The sequence below is a fragment of the Streptomyces sp. NPDC088354 genome (assembly GCF_044753585.1).
Classification (GTDB): domain Bacteria; phylum Actinomycetota; class Actinomycetes; order Streptomycetales; family Streptomycetaceae; genus Actinacidiphila.
The window spans coordinates 16703-38544 of sequence record NZ_JBIVNJ010000045.1 but is presented as its reverse complement, the minus strand read 5'-3'; the positions used below and the strand labels follow the sequence as shown (position 1 = coordinate 38544).

Sequence of the window (21842 nt, the reverse complement as noted above, 5' to 3'; positions counted from 1 at the left end):
CAAGGAGAACCACCGCCGATGAAGATCACCGGGTACCGCAGTCTGAACACCGTTCACGACTGGGGCAGAATCACCGGGGACGTCAACGGTGTCCAGTCCGGCCACACCACGCCGGTCCCCGTCCTCATCATCGAGACCGACAGCGGAATCGAGGGAGTGGGCCTCGGGGCCCACGCCGACATCGCCCGTGTCTTCCCCGCGATCGAGGGCGACGACCCGCGCTCGGTCACGGCGCTCTACGACCGCATGCTCGACTGGGTGTTCAAGGCCGGTCACTCAGGATCCACCTTCGGCACCATCGGGGCGGTCGACATGGCCCTATGGGACATCAAAGCCAAGGCCGCCGACGAGCCGCTCTGGCGGACCCTCGGCGCCCGCGAGCGCTTCGTCCCGGGCTATGCGTCCGGTCTCGAGTACGGCCTGACCGACGAGGAACTCGTCGTCCTCTACGGCCGGTTCGCGGACCGCGGGTTCAAGGCCGGCAAGCTCAAGGGCGGCCGCGACCTCGACCGCGACCTGCCCCGGCTGGAGATCATGCGCGACGTCCTCAGCCGCAACTCCCGCCGGCCGGCGCTCATGTTCGACGCCAACGAGGCGTGGAACCACGCCCAGGCGGCGCGGTACGTCGCGGCCATCGAAGAGCGCATGGACCTCACCTGGGTGGAGGAACCGCTGCGCCGATGGGACGCGGCCGGCATGGCCTCGCTGCGCGGGAAGGTACGCGCGGCGATCGCCAGCGGCGAGAACCTGACCGGGCTGGAGCAGTACCGCCCTCTGCTCGACGCGAACGCGGTCGACATCGTGCAGGTCGGCAACGTGTGGGGGATCACCCACTTCCTCCGCGTCGCGACGCTCGCGCACGCCCACGACCTGCCGGTGAGTCCCGTCGCGTACAACGCGAACCCGGTGGCGCACGCCGCCGCCGCCGTACCGAACCTGCTGACCTTCGAAGTCCAGGACCTTCACTTCCCCGTCGGTCTCGACGTCGACCAGCAGTTCGACGACGGAGGCATCGTCCTGGGCGATCGCCCGGGCATCGGGATCGTCGTCGACGAGTCCCGGATGTCACCGGCCGACGCCGCTCCGCCCCGGCCCGCGGCGACCGGCCCGCACATCCGGCCCGAGCGCGCCGCCCTGCGGCTGGTGGCCGAACCCGACGTGATCGACGACCCGACGCACACCGGAGGCCGAACCCGATGACCCGTCGACCCGAGCGCAGGGCCTTCGTCGTGGGTGTGCGGCCCGACAAGCGCGAGGAGTACCTGGCGCTGCACCGTGCCGTGTGGCCGAGCGTCGAGCGCAAGCTCACCGAGTGCAACGTGCGCAACTACAGCATCTTCATCTTCGGCGACATCCTGTTCGCCTACTACGAGTACGTCGGCGACGACCACGAGGCGGACATGCGGCGGATCGCCGACGACCCGGCGTCGCAGGAATGGTGGACGCACACCGACCCGTGCCAGGTGAGGATCGCGGAGGAGCGTGATCCCGGGGCGCTGTGGCAGCCCGTCGAGGAAGTGTGGCACCTCGCATGAGTGCGGGCATCGACGCCCATGTGCACCTGTGGAACCGGGCCGTGGACCCGCAGGACTGGATCGACCCGGAGACCATGGCGCCGATCGCCCGCGACTTCGGCGCCCCCGATCTGAGCGGGATGCTGGACTCGACCGGTCTCGACGGTGCCGTGGTGGTGCAGTCGAGCAACAGCCTCGACGAGAGCATCCGGCTCGCCGGGCTGGACTCGCCGGCCGTCGCCGGCCTCGTCGCGTGGGTCGACCTCGCGGCGGAGGTCGGACCTCAGCTCGACCGGATCCGCGAGAACGCCGCTGTCCCCGTCGTCGGGGTGCGGCATCTGGTCCACATCGACCCGGACCCTGAGTGGATGACGCGCGAGGAGATCGGTGCGGGCCTCGCCGTCCTCGAGCGGGAGGGCCTCTGCTTCGACCTCGTCGTGCGTGAGTGGCAGCTCCCGCAGGCGACCCGTCTGGCCGCGCGCCACAGCGGCCTCTGCTTCGTGCTCGACCATCTGGGCGGTCCGCCCGGGCCCGGGCAGGACCGGAGCATGTGGGCGGCGCGGCTGCGGGAGCTCGCGCGGCAGCCGAACGTCGTCGCGAAGGTCTCGGGACTCACGTCGGGCCTCGCCCCCGGATCATGGCGCGCGGACGATCTCGCCGCACCGGTGATGATCGCTCTGGGATACTTCGGCGCCGAGCGTCTGCTCTACGGCTCCGACTGGCCGCTGGCCGAACTCGGCGGCGGAGCGGCGCCCTGGAAGTCCGCTCTGGAGACGCTGCTGGGGGGGCTCTCCGCCTCGGAACGCGCACGGGTGTTCGGCGGCAACGCCGCCGACGTCTACTCGCTGTCCTGATCGAGCGCCCGGCCGCGCGCCCTCGGCGCGTGGTCGGGCAGCCGGCGGCGCTCCCACGAGACGTGGATGTGATCGTGCATCGCCTTCTGGGCCGCGGCGACGTCCTTCCTGGAGATGGCATCCAGGATCGCCGCGTGTTCCTGCAGCGTCAGCTCGACCGCGTCAGGGGGGTTGATGCCCTGGTAGCGGCTGGACTCCACGGCCCGCTTGTACAGATGCTTGGCGATGTTCTCCGCCAGCCGGTTGCCGGAGATCTCCATGAGCGCGTAGTGGAACACCACGTCGGCCTGCCGGAAGGAGTCCGTCTCGGACACGCTTTCACGCATCGTGACCAGCGCGTTCTCCAGCCTCCTCAGCCCGTCCGCGCTGCGTGAGGCGGCCACCGCGCCCGCCATCGCCGATTCGAGGCTCGCCCGCACGATCGTCAGCTCGTCGAGGACGCCGAGTGTCGCATCGTTGTCGATCAGCGCGGACAGCACCACCGGATCGAGCATGTTCCAGTAGCCCGGCGCCCGCACCTGGGTGCCGCGACCCTGGGAAACGATCACCAGGCCCTTCTCCTCGAGCCGCTTCACCGATTCACGCAGCACCGTGCGGCTCACGCCGAAGTGCTCGCTGAGCGGACCCTCCGGCGGCAGCAACTCGCCTTCCCTCAACCGGCCTGTCACGATGAGGTCGACGAGTTCGAAGACGACCGCGACGCCCAAGCGGCCGGCGGGCAGGCGTCGCGGGAACAGTCGGGCGGTGGGCTGCGACTCGGCTGGCATACGTATGACCTTATCGCGCAATCAATCCGCGGTCGAAGAGGTCCGTCGGCAACGGGATGCCGAGTCACGGCCTCCCCCAGCGGCCGCCGCAGTCACGGCATTTGCCCGGATCGCCCCGGTCCGCGCGATGACACCCGCCCACGGGGACTCACTCACCACGACGGCGAAGGGGCGCCGGCCGCGGCAGCGGAGGAACGGGCCGCGATCACGGCGTCCGCGACAGGCCCCACGTCTGCAGCGCGAAGGGACGGCCCTTCTCCTCCCCCTCGATCAGCGGCACGTCGAGCAGGCGGAATCCCGCCCTGGTGGCCACCGCGACACTCGCGGCGTTCTCGGCCTCCAGTTCCAGGATCACTTGCCGCACGCCCAGTTGCCCGAAGGCGTACGCGGTCATCACCCGGACCGCCCGCACCGCCAGCCCCTGGCCGCGGTGCGCGGGTCCGATCACATAGCCGACCTCCGCGCCCTCAGGGGCCCGCCGCAGCATCACCTCGCCGAGCGGCGCGCGGCCGTCGGCGGTGACGGCGAGCAGGATCGTCGTGCCGTCGGCCCGCATCTGCCGGTCCCGCTCCAGCCGCGTACGGGCGGCCGCTTCGTCGAAGGGGGAGGCGATCGGCGTCCAGTACGCGATGTCGGGATGGTCGAACAGATCCGGCATCGCGGCCAGGTCCGCTTCCGTCCAGTCGCGCAGGACGAGGCCTTCCCCGGCGAGTTCGATCCTCGAGGGAAAGGGCGACGTCGTGCTGGTCATGGTGCGGATCCTCCCTGGCATGCCGGACGAGGCAGCATAACCGGGGCCGTCCGCCGGCCCGGCGGATTTTCCGCGGGCTCGCGGCCGGTGGCGCCCTGCGTCACCGCATCCGCACTATGTGCACAAAGTGCGCAGATCCGGAGCACAAGGGAACGACTTTATTTCATAAGGGATTTGATCTGATCACAAGATGGTCACTAGGGTCATGCCTCGAACCTCTGTGCAGCGATCACCCAGTCCGGGTGGCGGCAGAGTCCCGCCGATCCGAAGTGGCGTGCGTACGACGGGGGAACGCCGACACTCGGGGCCGGAGAACCGCGGTTTCCGACGCTCGCGGCAGGCGGCTGGAGGAAGAAGGAGCCCGCCCGAGTGGCGTCCCACCGTCGACCCAAGCAGACCAGTCGCACACGTGTCACCGTGCTCACCGCGACCGCCGCCGCGGCCGTGGCGCTCTCCGCCCAGGCCGCCCAGGCCGCGCCCGCCAAGCAGTCCGTCAAGAGCGTCAAGGCCAAGGTGGACGCCCTCTACGAGCAGGCCGAGCAGGCGACCGAGAAACTCAACAGCGCGACGGAGAAGCAGCAGCGGCTGCAGCAGCAGGTCGAGGTCATCCAGGACGAGGTCGCCCGCGAGCAGGGCGAGCTCAACGATCTCCAGGACGACCTGGGCGCCCTCGCCAGCGCCCAGTACCGCAGCGGCGGCATCGACCCGACGTTGCAGCTCTTCCTCTCCGCCGACCCGGACAGCTACCTCGACAAGGCGTCCACCCTGGAAGCCCTGAGCACCAGGCAGGCCGAGGGGCTCCGGCAGATCGCGGAGAAGAAGCGCAGCCTCGACCAGCGGAAGGCGGAGGCGGCGGGCAAGCTCTCCGAGCTCGGCCGGACCCGCGCCGAACTGGGCAAGAAGAAGAAGCAGGTCCAGGGCAGACTGGCCGAGGCGCAGCGGCTGCTCAACTCGCTGACCGCCGCCCAGCGCGCCGCGGTCGCCGCCGCGGACGCCCCCGCCGCCGGTGGCAGCGAGCACGTCGACCTGGGGAACGCCACCCCGGCGTCCGGCCGTGCCGCCGCCGCCCTCGCGGCCGCGGAGACCCGGATCAACATGCCGTACGTCTTCAGCCACTCGGGCCCGACGTCCTTCGACTGCTCGGGGCTCACGATGTGGGCCTACGCCCAGGCCGACGTCAGGCTGCCCCGCACCTCGCAGGATCAGGCCAATGCCGGCACCCGCCTGTCGATGAGTCAGCTCCAGCCCGGTGACCTGGTCCTCTTCTACGGCGACCTGCACCACATCGGCCTCTACGCCGGCAACGGCATGGTCCTGCACGCACCCCACTCCGGCGCGGTCGTCCGCTACGAGTCGATCAACAACATGCCGTTCCAGTTCGGCGTCCGCGTCTGACGGAGTCCGAGGGCCCCGCGCTCACCGAGCCGGGGTCCTCGCGGCCGCAGGATGCCTCCGCGTCACACCGGGGGCGGTGTCGCCGCCTTTGCCTGCTCCAACGGCGCATGGTGGCGAAGCGTCGCGAAGGGCGTCCCGTGGACGGCGAGCGGAACGCCTCCCGCCGAGCGAGGGGACTCCCTCTCCGCCTCGTGGGCGGGGGTGACCTGCCAGCCGGTGTCCGTGGAGACGAGCGACACGGCCGACAGCGGCCGCACATCGAGATGCCAGAAGGTCCTCGCCGGCGCCGAGAGCGCGTGCACGAGCAGGGCGCGGACGACGGCGGGCTCGACGACGGCCAGGGTGGGCCGGGTACCACGCGGCAGTTTGATCAGCCAGTCGGCGGCGCGGTCGCACAGTTGCCGGACGGATTCGCCGCCGTGCGGCGCGGCCTCGGGATCGGTCAGCCACAAGGACAGGCCGTAGGGGTCGACAGCCGCGATCTCCTCGCGGGTCCGTCCCTTCCAGCGTCCGCAGTCCAGGTCCCGCAGCGCGGGTTCCACCGTCGGTTCGAGGCCGAGCGCCTCGGCGGTCCGTGCGCAGCGCTTCGAGGGTGCCCGGATGGTCAGCGGGTGGGCGACGAACGCGGGCAGGTTCACCCTGCCGGGCAACCGCTTTCCCACGGGCTCGTCAGCGAGAACCGCTTCGCGTCCACTGGTCGCGGCGGCCGCGCACAGAAGGGTCAGGTGGATCGCCATACGGTGGCCTCCTTCCTTTCCCGGCCGGGTACCGGGGGCGTCCTGTGAGGCTCCGGCAACCGTTCTCCCACACGGTCCGTGGGCTGTCTGCCGCCACTCGGGTGATCAGGCGGCGAAGGGAACCGCGTACGCCGACCGCCTGGGCCGCGGTCCGTGGACCGGTGGACTTGCGTCGGCGTACGTGGACAGGTCTTTCCTGGTTACAGCATGGCGTCCGGCATCTCCGGAATCCATCCACCGGTCGGCGGCCGTTGCCTCCACCGACCGGCGGGACGGCATCCGCCATCCGGCCGGTGGGGCGGAGTCCGGAAGGGGTACGGCCCCCGTCGGGGTAGGCATCGAAACATGGCCCCATGCCGTACGGCGCGCACGCTTCTGCCGGCCCCGGCCACCCGCGGAGCCCGGGCGGGAATCCCGCTCGTGCTCCGCCCCGGTGGCGGCGCCGGCCCCCGGCGTACCGGCGCGCGCGGCCGTCCGTGCCGGCGGGCCGACGGATGATGAGGTTCCGTACGCCGCCTCCCGTGCTGCTGGACGCGGTCCTCGTCTTCTTCGCGCTGCTGGATGTGCGCGTCAACGTCCATTTCAACGATTCCGCCAGCCTGGCCTGGGGCCTGACGGCCGCGCTCTCCTTGATGCTGCGCCGCCACCGCCCGCTGCTGACGTTCCTGCTGACCCTGCCGGCCGTGCTCGTCTCGTCCGCGGTGTTCGCTTCGCTGGCCGCCCTGTACACGCTCGCCACCTTCACGCGGCGGCGCACCCTGCTGGCGTTCTGCGGTATCGCTTTCACGCTCTGCGACGTGCCACCGTGGCCCTCGATGAGGTTCGACCTCACGGAGACGGCGACGTTCATCACCCTCGGCTACACCGCCACGACGGCGGCCGCCCCCCTCTTCCTCGGTCAGCTCGTGCAGGCCCGTCGTGACCTCTCCCTCCGGCTCCGGGAGATCTCCGAGGCACGCGACCACGAACGCCTGCTCACCGACCAGACGGTACTGGCCACGGAGCGTGCCCAGCTGGCCCGGGAAATGCACGACGTCGTCTCCCACCAGGTCAGCCTCATCGCCGTGCAGGCCGGCGCCCTGCAGGTCGGCGCACCGGACGCGGCCGTCAAGGAGACCGCGGGGACGATCCGGCGGCTGAGCGTGCAGACCCTGGACGAGTTGCGGCACATGGTGGACGTCCTTCGAGCGGCCGGCAGCCGTCCGACCGAACTCACGCCGCAGCCCTCCGTGTCGGACCTCGAACGCCTGGTCGGTGGCAGCGGCATCGAGGCCGACCTCGACATGGACCTGCCGGAGGGGCTGCCCGCGCCCGTCCAGCGCGCCGTCTACCGCACGGTCCAGGAGGCCCTGACCAACGTGCGCAAGCACGCACCCGGTGCGCGGGCCTCGGTGCGGATCCGGCGCGAGGCCGGTGTCGTCCGGGCGACGGTCACCAACGATCAGCCGACCCGCCGGCCCCTTCCGCTGCCGAGCGCGCGGTACGGCCTGGTCGGACTGCGGGAGCGTGCCGCGCTGCTGAACGGCACGTTCAGCTCGGGGCCGACGGCCGAGGGGGGTTACGAGGTCCGCCTGGAGCTGCCGGTCGAGGGCCCGACATGAACGGCGGCGGCTCCACCCGTACGGCGTATCTCCGGCGACCGCGACAGTGCCGATGGTCCGACAGTGCACTAACGGCCCTGAGGAGCCCGAGCCGCACGGCGTGCCACGGCCCCGCGGGACGTCCCCGGAGGACGGTGGGCGGCCTGCCGGCCGGGAGCCCGGCGCCGACGCGCGTCCCCTGCTGCTGCAGGTCCTCGACGAACTGTGCGCACGCGGCCTGTTGAGACTGGACCCGCAGGTCCCGCCGTCCCGGCCCGCGCCCCCGCGGGACGGGGACCGGTGAGCGGACCCGCCCCCACGGCCCCCGCTCAGGCCGGAAGCGTGGACCGCTGTTCCAGGACGGTCAGCGCCCGCTCGGCCCAGCGGATGTTCTCCTCCTCGAAGGCACGGCCGCGCATCAGGGTCAGGTACGGGCCGACCCGTTCGGCCCCCGTGAGGAACTCCTCCTCGGTGCGCCCGGCGAGCAGCCGCGCACGCTCCAGGTCGTAGCGGGCCAGCTTGGCCCGCGCCGACTCCAGATGCTCCGCGATCGCGGTACGGACGGCGGCCGGGTCGCCCGCGTCCACGGACTGCACCTTGACCAGCAATTCGTCGCGGATGGCGGTCGGCCTGGCGGGTTCCGCGGTGTAGTCGTGCAGCGCCTGGCGCCCGGCCCCGGTGAGCGAGTACAGGCGCTTGTTGGGCCGGCGCTCCTGGAGGACGACCCGGGCCTCGATCAGCCCCTGGGACTCCATGCGGTCCAGCTCCTTGTACAGCTGCTGGGGGGTGGCCATCCAGAAGTTGGCCACCGACGCGTCGAACCTCTTGGACAGGTCGTAGCCGGAGGCTTCCCCCTCCAGGAGGGCCGCCATCACCGCGTTGCGCAATGCCATACCCGGATATTACGCCTTCTTGACTAGACAAGAAGGCCATTGGTCAATCATTTGCCTGCCGTCGCGGGACCGGCACCACGCTGCCGACTCTGCAGGGAACGCAGATTCTTGCGCAAAAAAGTTACTTTCTCACGAGAATGAGCCTGGATATTGCGGCGGTGTATCCGCGACATTACGGTGCCCCTTGCGTTGGCGCTCCACCCCCCTGGTGCAGAACAGACATTCTGCGCCGAAAGGAGCATGTGATGTTGCGTATACCCCCCATCCTCCGAGGCCGGAGACGGCCGTCCCTGAGACGAGCCGTCGCCGTCATGGCCGGCACCACCCTGCTGACCACCGGCGGCGCGCTCGCGCTGACCGCCACCCCGGCCTTCGCCGCGGCCGCCACCGGCGGCAGCGGCGCGAACCTGCCCTACGTCGAGGTGCAGGCGGAGAACTCCACCACCAACGGCACCGTGATCGGGCCGAGTTGGACCTACGGCGAGCTCGCGGACGAGGCGTCGTACCGCAAGGCGGTGACCCTGCAGGGCAGCGGGAAGTTCGTCACCTTCACCACCCCCGTGGCAACCAACTCGATCGACTTCCGCTACAGCATCCCGGACACCTCCGGCGGCTCGGCCTACACCGCCCCGCTGTCCTTCGCCATCAACGGCGCCGCACAGCCCGACTTCACCCTCACCAACGCCTACAGCTGGTACTACGGCAGCTACCCGTTCACCAACACCCCGGGCAGCAACCGGCACCACTTCTACGACGAGGTCCACCGGCTGCTGCCGCAGACGTATCCTGCGGGCACCACCTTCACCCTCCAGGTGGGCGCCGGCGGCACCACGACCACCATCGACTTCGCCGACTTCGAGCAGGTCGGCGCGGCCCTCCCGCAGCCGTCCGGCTCGGTGTCGGTCACCAGCAAGGGCGCCGACCCGACCGGCGGCAGCGACGCCACAGCGGCCTTCAACGCGGCGATCAGCGCGGCCGGGGCCGGCGGCACGGTGTGGATCCCGTCCGGCACGTTCAAGATCCCCGGCCACATCACGGTCAACAACGTCACCGTGGCCGGCGCGGGCATGTGGTATTCGACGGTGACCGGTGCGGCGCCCGGCTTCTACGGCCTCGGCGAGCCCGACAGCTGTGGCGTCGGCGGCAACCGCGGCGTCAGCAGCGGTGTCCACCTGTCCAACTTCGCGATCTTCGGCCAGGTCGGCACCCGCAACGACTGCGACCAGGTCAACGGCATCGGCGGCGCGATGAGCAACTCCTCCGCGTCGAACATCTGGATCGACCACCTGAAGGTCGGCGCCTGGATGGACGGCCCGATGGACAAGCTGACCCTCAGCGGGCTGCGGATCCGCGACACCACCGCCGACGGCGTCAACTTCCACGGCGGCGTGACCAATTCGACGGTCACCAACAGCGACATCCGCAACACCGGTGACGACGGTCTGGCGATGTGGGCGGACTCCGCTCTCGGCGCCGACGCCAACGACACCTTCTCCAACAACACGGTGCAGCAGCAGATCCTCGCCAACGGCATCGCGATCTACGGCGGTCACGACAACACGGTGAGCGGCAACCTGGTAGTGGACTCCGGTCTGGCGCAGGGCGGCGGCATCCACGTCGGCCAGCGCTTCACCTCCACGCCGGTCGGTACGACCACCATCACCGACAACACCATGATCCGCGACGGCAGCCTCGACCCGAACTGGCAGTTCGGCGTGGGCGCGCTCTGGTTCGACGGCAGTCAGGGCGCCATCACGGGACCGATCAACGTGAGCAACGCGCTGATCCAGCAGAGCCCCTACGAGGCCGTGCAGTGGGTCGAGGGCACGGTGAGCGGCGTCCACCTCAGCAATGTGACGATCGCCGGCACGGGAACGTTCGCGCTCCAGGAGCAGACCGGCGGCGCGGCCACGTTCACCAACGTCACGGCGACCGGCGTCGGCGCCTCGTCGCCCGTCTACAGTTGTGAGGGCTCCAACTTCAGCGTCACCGACGGCGGCGGAAACTCCGGCATCTCCGGGACGCCCTTCTGCGGCGGCTTCCCCACGCCGGTCTTCCCGCCCTACCCGGCCACCGGTGTCACCGCCTCCCCGGGCGCGCTCAACTTCGGTTCCGTCGCAACCGGTTCCACCAGCGCCGCACAGACCGTGACGGTGTCCAACCCGACCGGCACCGCCGCCGCGGTGTCCGCGCTGGCCACCTCGGGCGACTTCGCGCAGACCAACACCTGCGGCACGTCGATCCCCGCGAACAGCTCCTGCGCCGTCAGCGTCACCTTCAGGCCGACCGCGTCCGGGGACCGCACCGGCACCCTGGCCGTCACCGCGGGCGGCAACACCAGCACCGTCACCCTGGCCGGCACCGGCATCGCGCCGGGACCGGTGCTGAACACCAACCCGGCGAATCTGTCCTTCGCCGGTACGGTGGTCGGCTCGACGGCCACACCGCAGACGGTGACCGTCACCAACTCCGGCACGAGCGCCGCCACCGTGTCGTCCGTCGCGGCGAGCGGCGACTTCACCGAGACCGACAACTGCGGCTCGCTGGCCGTCGGTTCGTCGTGCGTGGTCACCGTCGGCTTCAAGCCCACCGCGGGCGGTGCCCGCAGCGGCACCCTGACGCTGACCAGCAACGCCAACAACAGCCCGACGAAGGTCGCACTCGGCGGCACCGGCATCGACAGCGGCACGAACATCGCGGCCGGGCGTTCGGCGTCGGCGAGTTCCACCAACGGCACCTTCGGCGCGGGCAACGTCACCGACACCGACGCCTCCACGTACTGGGAGAGCGCCAACGGCAACTTCCCGCAGTGGGTGCAGGTCGACCTCGGCCAGAACTACAGCGTCGGCAAGGTCACCTTGAAGCTCCCGCCGTCCACCGCGTGGGCGACCCGGACCGAGACGCTGTCCGTGCAGGGCTCCACCAACGGCACCAGCTTCGACACCCTGGCGGCGTCCGCCGCGCAGACCTTCGACCCGAACGCCAACAACAACACGGTGACCGTGACCTTCCCGGCGGCGACGGCCCGCTACGTACGGATCAACGTGACCGGCAACACCGGCTGGAACGCGGCCCAGCTGTCCGACCTCCAGGTGTTCCCGAGCGGAGGCACCGGCAACCCGACGTCGCCGACCCTCACGGTCAGCCCGACCTCGCTCACCTTCGCCGCCCAGACGCCCGGCACCACCAGCGCCGCGCGGAACGTGACGGTGACCAACACCGGTACGGCCGCGGCGTCGATCTCCTCGGTGACCGCCTCCGGCGACTTCGCGCAGAGCAACACCTGCGGCACCTCGCTCGCCGCGGGCGCCGGCTGCACGGTCGCGGTGACCTTCACCCCGACCGCGTCCGGCACGCGGACCGGCACCCTGACGATCAACAGCAACGCGACCAACAACCCGGCCACCGTCGCCCTCTCGGGCACCGGCAGCGGCACGGTGGCCACCAACCTGGCGGCCGGCCGGACCACCAGCGAGTCCAGCCACACCGACGTCTACCCGTCCTCGAACCTCACCGACGGCAACCAGGCCACCTACTGGGAGAGCGCCAACAACGCCTTCCCGCAGTGGGCGCAGGTGGACCTCGGCTCCGCGCAGAGCGTGAGCAAGGTCGTCCTGAAGCTGCCGGCCGGCTGGGGCGCCCGCAACGAGACGCTGTCGCTCACCGGCAGCACCGACGGTTCCGCCTTCAGCACCCTCAAGTCGTCCGCGTCCTACAGCTTCACCCCGGGCGCGAACAACACGGTCACGATCACCTTCACCGCGTCCACCCAGCGCTACGTCCGGGTGACCGTCACCGCCAACGACGGCTGGCCCGCGGGTCAGCTCTCCGAGTTCCAGGTCTGGAACATCTGACCTGGCGCGACCCGCAACAGCCCCGTGCCGCCCGGTGCCCGTGCACCGGGCGGCACGGGCGTTCCGGCGACCGCCCCGGGGCCCTCTCCGGGAGCGCGGGAGGTCGTGCCGCGTCCGCCGGGTCCCGGGCGCCCGCGGGCAGCGCGGAGAGTACGGCGCACCCGGCGGGTCCGCGCGGCGGGATCCCCGGGTGGGCCGCCCGGCCCCGGAGGGTTACCCGTTCGGCCCATGCCCGGGACGCCGCCGGCGTTCCACAGTGGGGTGGAGTGCACCGCGCACGGACAGGCAGGTGATCGTCATGGGTGACGGCATGCCGCACGAGTGCCTGCGGGAGCGGACCGTGGCCGGGACCGATGTGGTGTCCCTGCACGGCGAGATCGACCTGATCAGCGCCCCGCTGGTGGCCGCGCGCCTGGACGCGCTGAGCGCCGCGCCCCGCCCGGACCTCGTGGTCGATCTGCGCGAGGTGGGCTTCATCGACTGCTCCGGGCTTCGCGTGCTGTGCCGGACCCTGCGCCGCGTACGGCAGCGCGGCGGAACCCTGCGCCTGGTCGTCGTCGACGGCCCGGTCCTCGGAGCGCTGCGACTGGCCGATCTGGAGCATGCCTTCGACCTGCGCCACGGCCTGACGGAGGGAGTCACACATGAAGGCCTGGGTCTTCCACGGACCGGGACAGGCGGCCTGGCAGGAGGTGCCTGATCCGCGGCTGACGGACGCGGCGGACGCCATCGTCCGCGTCGACACCGCCGGCGTCTGCGGCACCGACCTGCACATCCTGCGCGGCGACGTACCCGACGTCCCCGCCGGGACGGTCCTGGGTCACGAGGCGGTCGGCGAGGTCGTCGAGACGGGCCCCGCGGTCCGCACCGTGTGTCCCGGGGACCGGGTGCTGGTCTCCTGCGTCAGCGGCTGCGGGCACTGCCGCTACTGCCGCGAGCAGGCGTACGGGCAGTGCCGCGGGGGCGGCGGCTGGATGCTGGGGCACCTGATCGACGGCACGCAGGCCGAGTACGTGCGCGTCCCGTTCGCCGACGTCGGCCTGCACGCCCTGTCGCACGTGGTGGGCAGCGAGGTCGCCGTGCTGCTGGCGGACATCTTCCCCACCGGCTACGAGGTGGGCGTCCTCAACGGCGGGGTGCGCCCCGGCGACACGGTCGTCGTGGTGGGCAGCGGCCCGGTGGGGCTGGCCGCCATCGCGACCGCCCACCTCTTCTCGCCGCACGCCGTCATCGCCGTCGACCTCGTTCCGGCCCGGCTGGACGCGGCCAAGCACCTGGGCGCCGACGCGGTGGTCCGTGCCGACGAGGGCCCCGAGCAACTCGTCGACGACCTCACCGACGGACTCGGCGCCGACGTGGTGATCGAGGCGGCCGGCACACCGGAGAGCTTCGGGCTGTGCACGCGCATGGCGCGGCCCGGGGGCCACGTGGCCAACGTCGGCGTGCACGGGAAGCCGGTCACCTTCCACCTGGAGGACCTGTGGAGCCGGAACCTGACCGTCACCACCGGTCTGGTCGACACGTACTCCACCCCGACCCTGCTGCGGATGATGGAAGCGGGCCGGCTGCCCGCCGCGTCCCTGGTGACGCACGCCTTCGAGTTCCAGGACGCGGCGGCGGCCTACGACGTGTTCTCCTCGGCGGCCGACACCGGGGCCCTGAAGGTCGTGCTGGGCGGACCGCACCACGACGTCGTCGCCATCCCCGCCTGACCGCCCGGGTCCGGGCGCAGGGCGCAGGGCGCAGGGCATGATCAGCCGTTCCTTCCGACCGACGAGGGAGACCGCCGTGACCATCACCACGAGGGGCCTGCTCGGCGCGCTGCCGGCGGAGGCACAGGACCGCATGCGGGAGCTCGGCCGCGAGGTCTCCTTCCCGGCGGGCACCCGGATCTTCGAGGAGGGCCGCAGGGCCGACCGCTTCTGGGTGATCAGCTCCGGTTCCGTCGCGCTCGACCTGCATGTGCCCGGCCGCCGGGCCGCCCAGGTGGAGACGCTGGGCCCCGGCGACCTGCTCGGCTGCTCCTGGCTGTTCGCGCCCTACACCTGGCACCTCGGGGCGCAGACCCGCAACGCGGTCACCGCCGAGGAGTACGACGCGGCGGCCGTGCGGGCGCTGTGCGAGGCCGACCCCGTCCTCGGCTACGCCGTCGCCCGGCGCGTCGCCGAGATCGTCACGCACCGTCTCCAGGGCACCCGTACCCGCCTGCTCGACCTCTACGGCCCCCAGGGCAGCGGTGACCGACGGTGACCCGTTCGGCGCTTTGACGACCGGGGCGGATCGGCGACGATCGGGGGGACGGCCGGGCACACGAGGCGGCAGCCGGGAGCGCGCATGACCGAGATGCGGGAGTTCTCACCGCAGGCGCCGATCAAGGTCTTCCTGGTCGACGACCACGAGGTCGTCCGGCGGGGGCTGCACGACCTGATCGACGCGGAATCCGACATGGAGGTGGTCGGCGAGGCCGGCTCGGTCGACCACGCGGTGGCCCGCGGCCCGGCGCTGCGCCCCCATGTGGCGATCCTCGACGTGCGGCTCCCCGACGGCGACGGCATCACGGTCTGCCGCGAACTGCGCTCGGTCATGCCCGGCCTCGCCTGCCTGATGCTGACCTCGTTCGACGACGACGACGCGCTGCTGGACGCCATCATGGCCGGCGCCGCCGGTTACGTGCTGAAGCAGATCAAGGGCTCCGACCTGCTGAAGGCGGTGCGCACCGTGGCCTCCGGCCAGTCGATGCTGGACCCGGCGACGACGGCGCGGCTGATGGAGAGCCTGCGCACCCACGAGGAACCGCAGGCGCCGCCGCAGGACGACGCGCTCGCCGCCCTCTCCCCGCGGGAGCTGGAGATCCTGGACCTGGTCGGCGAGGGCCTGACCAATCGCGAGATCGCGCAGCGGCTCTTCCTGTCCGAGAAAACCGTGAAGAACCACATCTCCCGGCTGCTCGGAAAGCTCGGCGTCGAGCGGCGCATCCAGGCCGCCGTCCTCGCCACCCAGCACCATCCCGACGGCCCGCCCCCCGAGCCGCACCACTGACCACCCGGACCTGCGGAGTGGGGCCGAGCGGACCCCCGGCAGACCCCGGCGGCCCCTCCCGCGGCACGCCACCGCGGCGCAGGATGGTCCCAGGCGCCCGGCCGGGAGGTGCAGCGCGATGACGACCACCACACTCGACGGCGCGACCCTGGAGAAGCTGATCTCCGCCGCGGTCGCCGCGCCCTCCTGCCAGGCACGACGACCTTGGCGGTGCCGCCTGGACCCGGACACGGCCACCTTGCAGGTGCGCGCGGTCGGCGAGCCACGGACCCCGCGCGGGGACGGAGACCAGGCCTCGCGGGCGCTGTACGTCTCCATCGGTGCCGCCCTGTTCAACCTGCGGGTCGCCGTCACCCACTTCGGCTGGGAACCCCAGGTCCGCCTGCTGCCCTCCCCCGCCGATCCCGGCCTGTACGCCAGCGTGCGGCTGACCGCCCCGGCCCATGCCCGCGCTCCCGAGACGCGCGGCGCCGATCTGTACGGCGCACTGTGGCGGCGCCCCGATGCCGTCGCCACGTGCCCGGTACGCCGCCCGCCGGGGGCGTTCGTACTGGACCTGGTCGACGCCGCCCACAGCGAGGGGGCGGCGCTGAGCCTGCCGCACGCCGCGGAGACCCGGCGGCTGCTGCGGCTGACGGAGGACGCCGACCGGCGCGGCGCGGTGGACGGGGAGCCGGTCCCCCCGCCGACGGGCCCGGGGGGCGAGTCCTCGTACGGGCCCGGACCTGCGCCCGGCGACGACCGCTTCCCGCTCGTGGCCGTCCTGACCACGCCTCGCGACGGCCGCGCCGACTGGCTGCGGGCGGGACAGGCCCTGCAGCACGTGCTGCTGGCGGCCAGCGCGCAGCGGGTGCGCGCGTCGCTGCTGCACCAGGCGCTGGACTACCCCGACCTGCGCCGGGCGCTGCGCAGCGCGGAGTCCGGCCCCGGGCACGTGCAGATGCTGGTGCGGCTGGGATACGGGCCGCTGCGCGCGGGCACCGCGCCGCGGGGTCCACGTCACCCGGTGATCGAGGTGAACTGACGTCCCGGAGCGGGGACGGCCGGTCAGTCCCGCGGCAGCGGGACGTTCCAGACCAGACGCGTGCCTCCCCGCTCCGGAACCCCCAGGCGCAGCGCGCCGCCGAGCTTCTCCGCCCGCTCGGAGAGGTTGACCAGGCCGCTGCGGCGTCCGCCGTCGGGGATGCCCACGCCGTCGTCCGTCACGGTCAGGGTGACTTCGCCGTCGGCGACGACCAGGGACACGTCCGCGGAACGGGCTTCGGCGTGCCGGGCGGTGTTCGACAGGGCTTCGCCCAGGACGGCGACGACGTTCTCGGCGACGGGGGCCGGTACGTCGGTGTCGATCAGGCCCTCCATCCGCAGGGCGGGGGTGAAGCCGAGCGCGGGCACCGCCCGTTCCACCTCGCCCGCGATCCGCACCCGCAGGCCCTTGCGGCCCGGTCCGGCATCGTGGGCGCGCAGGCCGAAGATCGTGGACCGGATGATCTTGATGGTCTCGTCCAGGTCGTCCACCGCGCGCAGCAGCCGCTCGCTGGCCTGCGGGTGGTCGACGAAGCGCACCGCGCTCTGCAGCGTCATGCCCGTCGCGAACAGCCGCTGGATGGCCAGGTCGTGCAGGTCGCGGGCGATACGGTCACGGTCCTCCAACCGGGCCAGCTGCTCGGCGGAGCGGCGCCGCTCGGCCAGTTCCATGGCGAGCGCGGCGGAACCCGCGAAATCCGTCAGCGGCGCCGTCTCGATCCCGGTGAACTCCGGCTCCCCCTGCGCCCGGGCCAGCAGCAGCGCCCCGCGCACACCCTCGCTGGTGCTCATCGGCACGGCCACGGCCGGCCCCAGCCCGCCGAACCGGGGCGGCCCGGCCGTGATCCTCGGGTCCTGGCCCACTTCGGAGCTGATGATCGGCTCCCCCGCCGCCATCGCGGCGCCGACGAAGGAACCCCGGCGCGGCAGCACCAGCCCGGCGTGCGCGGCGGCGTCGATGCCGGTGGCGATGGCCATCCGGACGTCGCCGGTCCCCTCGACCGGCAGCGCCACCACGCCGAGGTCCGCGCCCAGGATGCGCCGGCCGTGCTCGACGATCAGCTCCAGCACCCGGGACTCCTCGGCGCCGGACAGCAAACTGGCGGTGATCTCGGCGTTCGCCTCCAGCCAGCGCTGCCGGGACCGGGCCTCCTCGTACAGCCGGGCGTTGTCGATCGCGACACCGGCCGCGACCGCGAGCGTCGACAGCACGGCCTCGTCCTCGCCGTCGAACTCCTTGCCGCCGCGCTTCTCGGTCAGGTAGAGGTTGCCGAACACCTCGTCGCGGACCCTGATCGGGACGCCCAGGAACGAGTGCATCGGCGGGTGGTCCGCCGGGAAGCCGTACGAGGCCGGGTGCTCGGAGATCTCCTCCAGCCGCAGCGGCTCGGGATGGCGGATGAGTTCACCCAGGATGCCGTGGCCGGACGGCAGCGGCCCGATCTTCTCGATGTCCGCGTCCGTGACGCCCACCGTGAGGAACTGCGACAGCCGGTCGTCGCCCCCGATGACGCCGAGCGCGCCGTACTCCGCGTCCACGAGCACGACCGCCGCCTCCACGATCCGGCGCAGCGCCTGCGACAGATCCAGCTCGCGCCCCACCGACAGCACGGCCTGCAGCAGGCTGTGCACCCGGTCCCGCGTCCCGCGCACGGCATCGATCCGGATCTGCAACTCGTCCAGCAGGTCGTCCATCTGCAGCCGCGGCAGGCGCTCCTGACCCTTGTCGGGCTCCATCCCCATGGAATCCTCCATCAGGCACGGGGGCTCCCCACAGCCATTCTCCCCACCTTCGCGTCAAGCAGCGCGGCGTCCGCCCCTGGCCCCGGGCGGGTCGGTACGGGCAGACTCACCCCATGAACGATCACCGTGCGATCGACTGGGACGAGGCCGCGTGGCTCAACCCCCCGCTGGAGGCCCGATCCGACGCCGAGGGACTGCTGGTCACCACGCGTGACCGCAGCGACTTCTGGCGCACCACCAGCTACGGATTCGTCCGCGACGACGGGCACGCGCTGCTCGCCCCGTTCCCCGGTTTCCCCGGTTCCGGCGCCGTCGAAGTCGCCTTCGTGGTGGACTTCGACACCCTGTACGACCAGGCAGGCCTCATGATCCGTGTGGACGCGCAGACGTGGATCAAGGCGGGCGTGGAGATGTCGGACGGGGTGCCGCATCTCGGGGCCGTGGTCACGCACGGCCGGTCGGACTGGTCCCTGGCCCCGGTGCCCGAGTGGAAGGGCCGCGAGGTCACCGTGCGGGCCAGCCGGGACGGCGACGCCGTGACGATCAGGGCGCGCTGCGACGCGGAGCCCTGGCGGATGGTGCGGCTGGCACCCCTCGCGCCCGGGGCCGAGGCGTCGGCGGGACCCTTCTGCTGCTCGCCCGAGCGGGCCGGACTGCGCGTGCGCTTCACCCGGTTCACCCACGGGCCGGCGGACGCGTCGCTGCACGGCGCCGTGGAGGGCTGAGCGCGGTGGGCGGCTGGGGCGCGGGGAACTTCGACGAGGACACGGCGGCGGACCATCTGGGCCTGCTCACCGGCCGGTTGACCGCCGAGGTCGCGCGCGCCATGGAGGGCGACCCGTCGGACCTGGAACCGGACGAGTACTGGGGGGTGGCGGTGCCCTGCAACCTGGAGCTGCTGCACCTGCTCGCCACGCAGGGCTGGGCGGGGGCGACGCTCCCGGCGACGGCGACGGTCCTGGCGTGGAAGGCGCGCTACCTCGCCGTGTGGGACGCCGCGGTCGACGGGCTGGAGCCGGGAGCGGAGTACCGCGCGCGGCGCCGAGAGGTGCTGGAGCGCACCTTCGACCGGCTTGCCGAGGTGGTGGAACAGCGTCCGGCGCAACACATGTGACGATGCGTCAGTGGTCTCGCCGTCGCGGACCTCGCCGCGCCGTCCCCCGGGTTCCTCGTCGGTGAGGTGACGTACCGCCGGAGGTGCCTGAAGTCCGGCCGGTGACGGCGGCCTTGGGGCCCTCCGCCCGAGGCCGGTCCGTTCGGGCCGCCCTGTGCCGTCCTGTGCCGTCCTGGCCGTGGCCTACCTCCGCCGTGCGGACGAAGCCCTCCCGGCCGACGTCTTCTTCGCGGCCGCCTTCTTGGCGCCGCCGCGGCTCGGTGCGGTCTTCTTCGAGGCGGCCTTCTTGGCGGCCGGCTTCTCCGCGGCCCGCTTGCGCGAGGGCGGCTCGGCCCTCTTGGCGGCGGACTTCCCCGCCGGTCGCGCCTTCTCGGCCGGTGCGCCCTTCTCGGGGCGGCGGTGGCGGGCACGCCCGGGCGCCCGCTCGGCCGCGGGCCTCTTCGCGGGCTCCTCCTCCGGCTCTTCTTCGTCCTCCGGCTCTTCCTCCACGTCCTCGGGTTCCTCTTCCTCGTCCTCCGCCTCCTGGTCCTCGGCTTCCTCCTCGCCCTCCGGCTCCTCCTCGTCCTCGTCCTCGTCACCCTCGGGCTCGTACTCGTCCTCCGCTTCCTCGTCCTCGTCGCGCCCGCTCCGGCCGGCCTTCTCGCCGATGCGCGAAGTGCGGTCGTGCAGCGACTCCGCCAGACCGGCCAGCCGGCGGTCCGCGGCCGCGGACAGCGCCTTGCGGCCGGCGTCCAGCAGTTCACCGCGCACCTGGTCGTTGAGGTCCTGGAACTGCGGCAGTTCCTTGAGTCTGCGAACACCCTCAGTGAGCAGCTGTTGCGGTTCGAGACCGAAGCGGCGGCCCGCGAGATACGTCGCCAGGCCGAAGGCGACCCGGCCCTTCTTGGTCCGGCCGAGCACATAACCACCGGCCACACCGGCGGCGAGGGCCATCTTGGTCGAATCCTTCATCAGTCGTTCCCTTCCGGCCGGCGATCGTGTCGCCGTACACGACTGTAGGTATATATGCTGAAATAGTACGTTTGCTTGCCGGGGTGGCGCCGCTCGGAAGTACGGCGGCGGCAACGACCGAAGGGGACGACATGACCCGACGGCCCCGCAAGCCCTCCGCCGCGTGGGCCATGCGCTCGGCGGCCGAGCAGCTCACCGAACTCCTCGGGCGGCAGCCCGAGTCGGTGTCCGCGGTGAAACCGACCGAGGACGGCTGGGAGGCCGACGTGGAGGTCCTGGAACTGGAACGTGTTCCGCCGACCACCAGCGTCATGGCGACCTATCGCGTGAGTCTCGACGAGGAGGGCGGGCTCGTCTCGTACGAGCGGACACGGCGTTACACCCGCGGGCAGATCGACCGACGCGTCTGAGCGGGCGCTGAAGGGAGGCACCATGACCGTGGTGCCACAGGGCGCCGGCGGTGTGTCGGGCGGCGGCTCGGGCAGTCTGTACGACGTCCTGGAGCTGATCCTCGACCGCGGCCTCGTCATCGACGTCTTCGTCCGGGTGTCGATCGTCGGCATCGAGATCCTCAAGATCGACGCCCGCATCGTCGTGGCCAGCGTGGACACCTACCTGCGCTTCGCGGAGGCCTGCAACCGCCTCGACCTGGAGTCCGGCCGCAAGCAACCCACCCAGCTCACCGACCTCGTGGGCGAGATCACCGAGGGCGGCGCGAAGGGCAAGTCCAAAGGCGCGCTGAGCGGCGCCGTCGAAGCCGTCACCGACACCCTGAAGGGCGGCGGGGACGACGAGGAGGAAGAGGAGGAAGAAGGCCAGGAGAAGGCCGAGTACCAGGAGGAACCCCGAGCGAGGCGGCGCCGCCCGGCCAAGCGGAGCGCCCGGCGGGAGAGGGAATGAGATGGCCGTCTACGTCTACTCCATCGTCTCCAAGGCGCACCCGGCGAACCTCGACGGCCTGCACGGCGTCGGCAAGCCCCCCGGTGAGCTGCGCACCGTGACCGCCGGGACACTGAGCGCCGTCGTCAGCGACGCGCCCGAGGACCTGCGCCCACGGCGACGCGACGTCCTGGCACATCAGGAAGTCCAGGAACGGCTGATGACCGACGGCTCGGTCCTGCCGCTGCGGTTCGGCCTCACCGCCCCCGACGACGACACCGTGCGCGCCACGCTGGACGAGCGCGCCGAGGAGTACCTCAGCCGGCTGCAGGCCCTGGAGGGATGCGCCGAGTACCACCTGAAGGTCTCCTGGGAGGAGGACGCGCTGCTGCGCCGCATCCTCGTCGAGTCGGAGGAGGCGGCCCGGCTCAACAAGCAGATCCGGGACGGCTCCGCCACCCCCGAGATGCCGCTCGCCCTCGGCGAACTCGTCAACCGCGAGGTCGAGGCACGCCAACGCGCGCTCGGCGCGGGCATCGTCGAGGCGCTGCGACCGTTCGCCCGGGAGGACGACTCCACGCCGCCCACCGGGCAGGACTTCCTCAGCGTGTCCTTCCTGGTGGAGGAGGGACAGGAGGAGATGTTCCTCGCCACGCAACTGAGCCTGGCCAATCAGCTCGGCGACGAGTGCGACTTCCGTCTGCGCGGGCCGCTGCCGCCGTACAGCTTCGTATGAGACCTCCTGCGA

Annotated in this window: 22 protein-coding genes; 16 read left to right on the top strand and 6 right to left on the bottom strand. The window is 71.9% G+C overall.

The genetic code is table 11. The features are described 5' to 3' along the window. Positions 1 to 18 precede the first annotated feature (18 nt). From ACIP98_RS36710 to ACIP98_RS36700, 3 genes are read left to right on the top strand one after another with little or no spacing between them, the layout of a single operon-like run. Complete coding sequence (locus ACIP98_RS36710) at positions 19 to 1200, top strand: mandelate racemase/muconate lactonizing enzyme family protein (RefSeq protein ID WP_319663244.1); 1182 nt, start codon at positions 19 to 21, stop codon at positions 1198 to 1200. Next, positions 1197 to 1535: an L-rhamnose mutarotase gene (locus ACIP98_RS36705; RefSeq protein ID WP_384273579.1), complete on the top strand. Its 339-nt coding sequence runs from the start codon at positions 1197 to 1199 to the stop codon at positions 1533 to 1535. Before ACIP98_RS36710 ends, ACIP98_RS36705 begins: the two co-directional genes overlap by 4 nt. After that, positions 1532 to 2368 carry an amidohydrolase family protein gene (locus ACIP98_RS36700; protein WP_319663242.1) on the top strand — a complete coding sequence of 279 codons (837 nt, stop codon included), beginning with the start codon at positions 1532 to 1534 and terminating at the stop codon, positions 2366 to 2368. The genes ACIP98_RS36705 and ACIP98_RS36700 overlap by 4 nt, the downstream gene beginning before the upstream one ends. Here ACIP98_RS36700 and ACIP98_RS36695 read toward each other — a convergent pair. Both ACIP98_RS36695 and ACIP98_RS36690 read right to left on the bottom strand, forming a co-directional pair. Further along, a complete protein-coding gene (locus ACIP98_RS36695) occupies positions 2353 to 3135 on the bottom strand; it encodes a FadR/GntR family transcriptional regulator (protein WP_319663240.1) in 783 nt (260 codons plus the stop codon). The two genes, ACIP98_RS36700 and ACIP98_RS36695, sit on opposite strands and share 16 nt — an antisense overlap. A 205-nt stretch (positions 3136 to 3340) precedes the next feature. Further along, positions 3341 to 3886: a GNAT family N-acetyltransferase gene (locus ACIP98_RS36690; RefSeq protein ID WP_319663239.1), complete on the bottom strand. Its 546-nt coding sequence runs from the start codon at positions 3884 to 3886 to the stop codon at positions 3341 to 3343. Between the two features lie 369 nt (positions 3887 to 4255). Between ACIP98_RS36690 and ACIP98_RS36685 the strand changes: the two genes are divergently transcribed. Continuing rightward, positions 4256 to 5281, top strand: a complete 1026-nt coding sequence (locus ACIP98_RS36685; protein WP_401980504.1) for an NlpC/P60 family protein — start codon at positions 4256 to 4258, stop codon at positions 5279 to 5281. 62 nt (positions 5282 to 5343) lie between these two features. On the opposite strand, the gene ACIP98_RS36680 is transcribed toward ACIP98_RS36685, so the two are convergent. Beyond that, on the bottom strand, positions 5344 to 6018 hold the full coding sequence (locus tag ACIP98_RS36680) for a histidine phosphatase family protein (protein WP_401980502.1): 675 nt from the start codon (positions 6016 to 6018) through the stop codon (positions 5344 to 5346). 497 nt (positions 6019 to 6515) lie between these two features. Here ACIP98_RS36680 and ACIP98_RS36675 point away from each other — a divergent pair, with 497 nt between their 5' ends. Beyond that, a complete protein-coding gene (locus ACIP98_RS36675; protein ID WP_319663236.1) occupies positions 6516 to 7619 on the top strand; it encodes a histidine kinase in 1104 nt (367 codons plus the stop codon). Positions 7620 to 7927: 308 nt separating this feature from the next. Here the strand turns inward: ACIP98_RS36675 and ACIP98_RS36670 are convergent, their stop codons facing one another. Then, positions 7928 to 8491 (bottom strand): PadR family transcriptional regulator, encoded by a 564-nt coding sequence (locus ACIP98_RS36670; RefSeq protein WP_319663235.1) that lies wholly within the window; start codon positions 8489 to 8491, stop codon positions 7928 to 7930. Between the two features lie 311 nt (positions 8492 to 8802). Between ACIP98_RS36670 and ACIP98_RS36665 the strand changes: the two genes are divergently transcribed. The 6 genes from ACIP98_RS36665 (at position 8803) to ACIP98_RS36640 (ending at position 16408) form a co-directional block, all read left to right on the top strand. Beyond that, a complete protein-coding gene (locus tag ACIP98_RS36665; protein WP_319663233.1) occupies positions 8803 to 12345 on the top strand; it encodes a choice-of-anchor D domain-containing protein in 3543 nt (1180 codons plus the stop codon). 298 nt (positions 12346 to 12643) lie between these two features. Further along, positions 12644 to 13045 carry an STAS domain-containing protein gene (locus ACIP98_RS36660; protein WP_319663232.1) on the top strand — a complete coding sequence of 134 codons (402 nt, stop codon included), beginning with the start codon at positions 12644 to 12646 and terminating at the stop codon, positions 13043 to 13045. Continuing rightward, on the top strand, positions 12990 to 14057 hold the full coding sequence (locus ACIP98_RS36655) for an alcohol dehydrogenase catalytic domain-containing protein (protein ID WP_319663231.1): 1068 nt from the start codon (positions 12990 to 12992) through the stop codon (positions 14055 to 14057). The genes ACIP98_RS36660 and ACIP98_RS36655 overlap by 56 nt, the downstream gene beginning before the upstream one ends. A 133-nt stretch (positions 14058 to 14190) precedes the next feature. Then, positions 14191 to 14595, top strand: coding sequence for a cyclic nucleotide-binding domain-containing protein (locus ACIP98_RS36650; protein ID WP_319663276.1), 405 nt, complete (start codon positions 14191 to 14193; stop codon positions 14593 to 14595). 84 nt (positions 14596 to 14679) lie between these two features. Then, the gene (locus ACIP98_RS36645) at positions 14680 to 15384 is read left to right on the top strand and encodes a response regulator transcription factor (protein WP_319663229.1); all 705 of its coding nucleotides are present in this window, start codon (positions 14680 to 14682) and stop codon (positions 15382 to 15384) included. A 118-nt stretch (positions 15385 to 15502) separates the two neighbouring features. Then, complete coding sequence (locus tag ACIP98_RS36640) at positions 15503 to 16408, top strand: hypothetical protein (protein WP_319663228.1); 906 nt, start codon at positions 15503 to 15505, stop codon at positions 16406 to 16408. Between the two features lie 23 nt (positions 16409 to 16431). Here ACIP98_RS36640 and ACIP98_RS36635 read toward each other — a convergent pair whose 3' ends face one another. Next, complete coding sequence (locus ACIP98_RS36635) at positions 16432 to 18144, bottom strand: GAF domain-containing protein (RefSeq protein ID WP_401980518.1); 1713 nt, start codon at positions 18142 to 18144, stop codon at positions 16432 to 16434. 119 nt (positions 18145 to 18263) lie between these two features. Between ACIP98_RS36635 and ACIP98_RS36630 the strand changes: the two genes are divergently transcribed. Together ACIP98_RS36630 and ACIP98_RS36625 are read left to right on the top strand one after the other, a co-directional pair. After that, on the top strand, positions 18264 to 18875 hold the full coding sequence (locus tag ACIP98_RS36630) for a DUF1349 domain-containing protein (RefSeq protein ID WP_319663227.1): 612 nt from the start codon (positions 18264 to 18266) through the stop codon (positions 18873 to 18875). Between the two features lie 5 nt (positions 18876 to 18880). After that, positions 18881 to 19264 (top strand): DUF4259 domain-containing protein, encoded by a 384-nt coding sequence (locus ACIP98_RS36625; RefSeq protein ID WP_319663226.1) that lies wholly within the window; start codon positions 18881 to 18883, stop codon positions 19262 to 19264. A 183-nt stretch (positions 19265 to 19447) separates the two neighbouring features. Here ACIP98_RS36625 and ACIP98_RS36620 read toward each other — a convergent pair whose 3' ends face one another. Beyond that, complete coding sequence (locus ACIP98_RS36620; protein ID WP_401980496.1) at positions 19448 to 20215, bottom strand: histone protein; 768 nt, start codon at positions 20213 to 20215, stop codon at positions 19448 to 19450. Positions 20216 to 20346: 131 nt separating this feature from the next. Between ACIP98_RS36620 and ACIP98_RS36615 the strand changes: the two genes are divergently transcribed. The 3 genes from ACIP98_RS36615 to ACIP98_RS36605 are packed head-to-tail and all read left to right on the top strand — an operon-like array spanning position 20347 to position 21830. Next, entirely contained in the window at positions 20347 to 20625 is a 279-nt protein-coding gene (locus ACIP98_RS36615) for a gas vesicle protein (RefSeq protein WP_319663223.1), read from the top strand. A gap of 22 nt (positions 20626 to 20647) precedes the next feature. Further along, positions 20648 to 21115 carry a gas vesicle structural protein GvpA gene (locus ACIP98_RS36610; RefSeq protein ID WP_401980493.1) on the top strand — a complete coding sequence of 156 codons (468 nt, stop codon included), beginning with the start codon at positions 20648 to 20650 and terminating at the stop codon, positions 21113 to 21115. Between the two features lies 1 nt (position 21116). Beyond that, positions 21117 to 21830: a GvpL/GvpF family gas vesicle protein gene (locus ACIP98_RS36605; protein ID WP_319663221.1), complete on the top strand. Its 714-nt coding sequence runs from the start codon at positions 21117 to 21119 to the stop codon at positions 21828 to 21830. Positions 21831 to 21842: the final 12 nt, after the last annotated feature.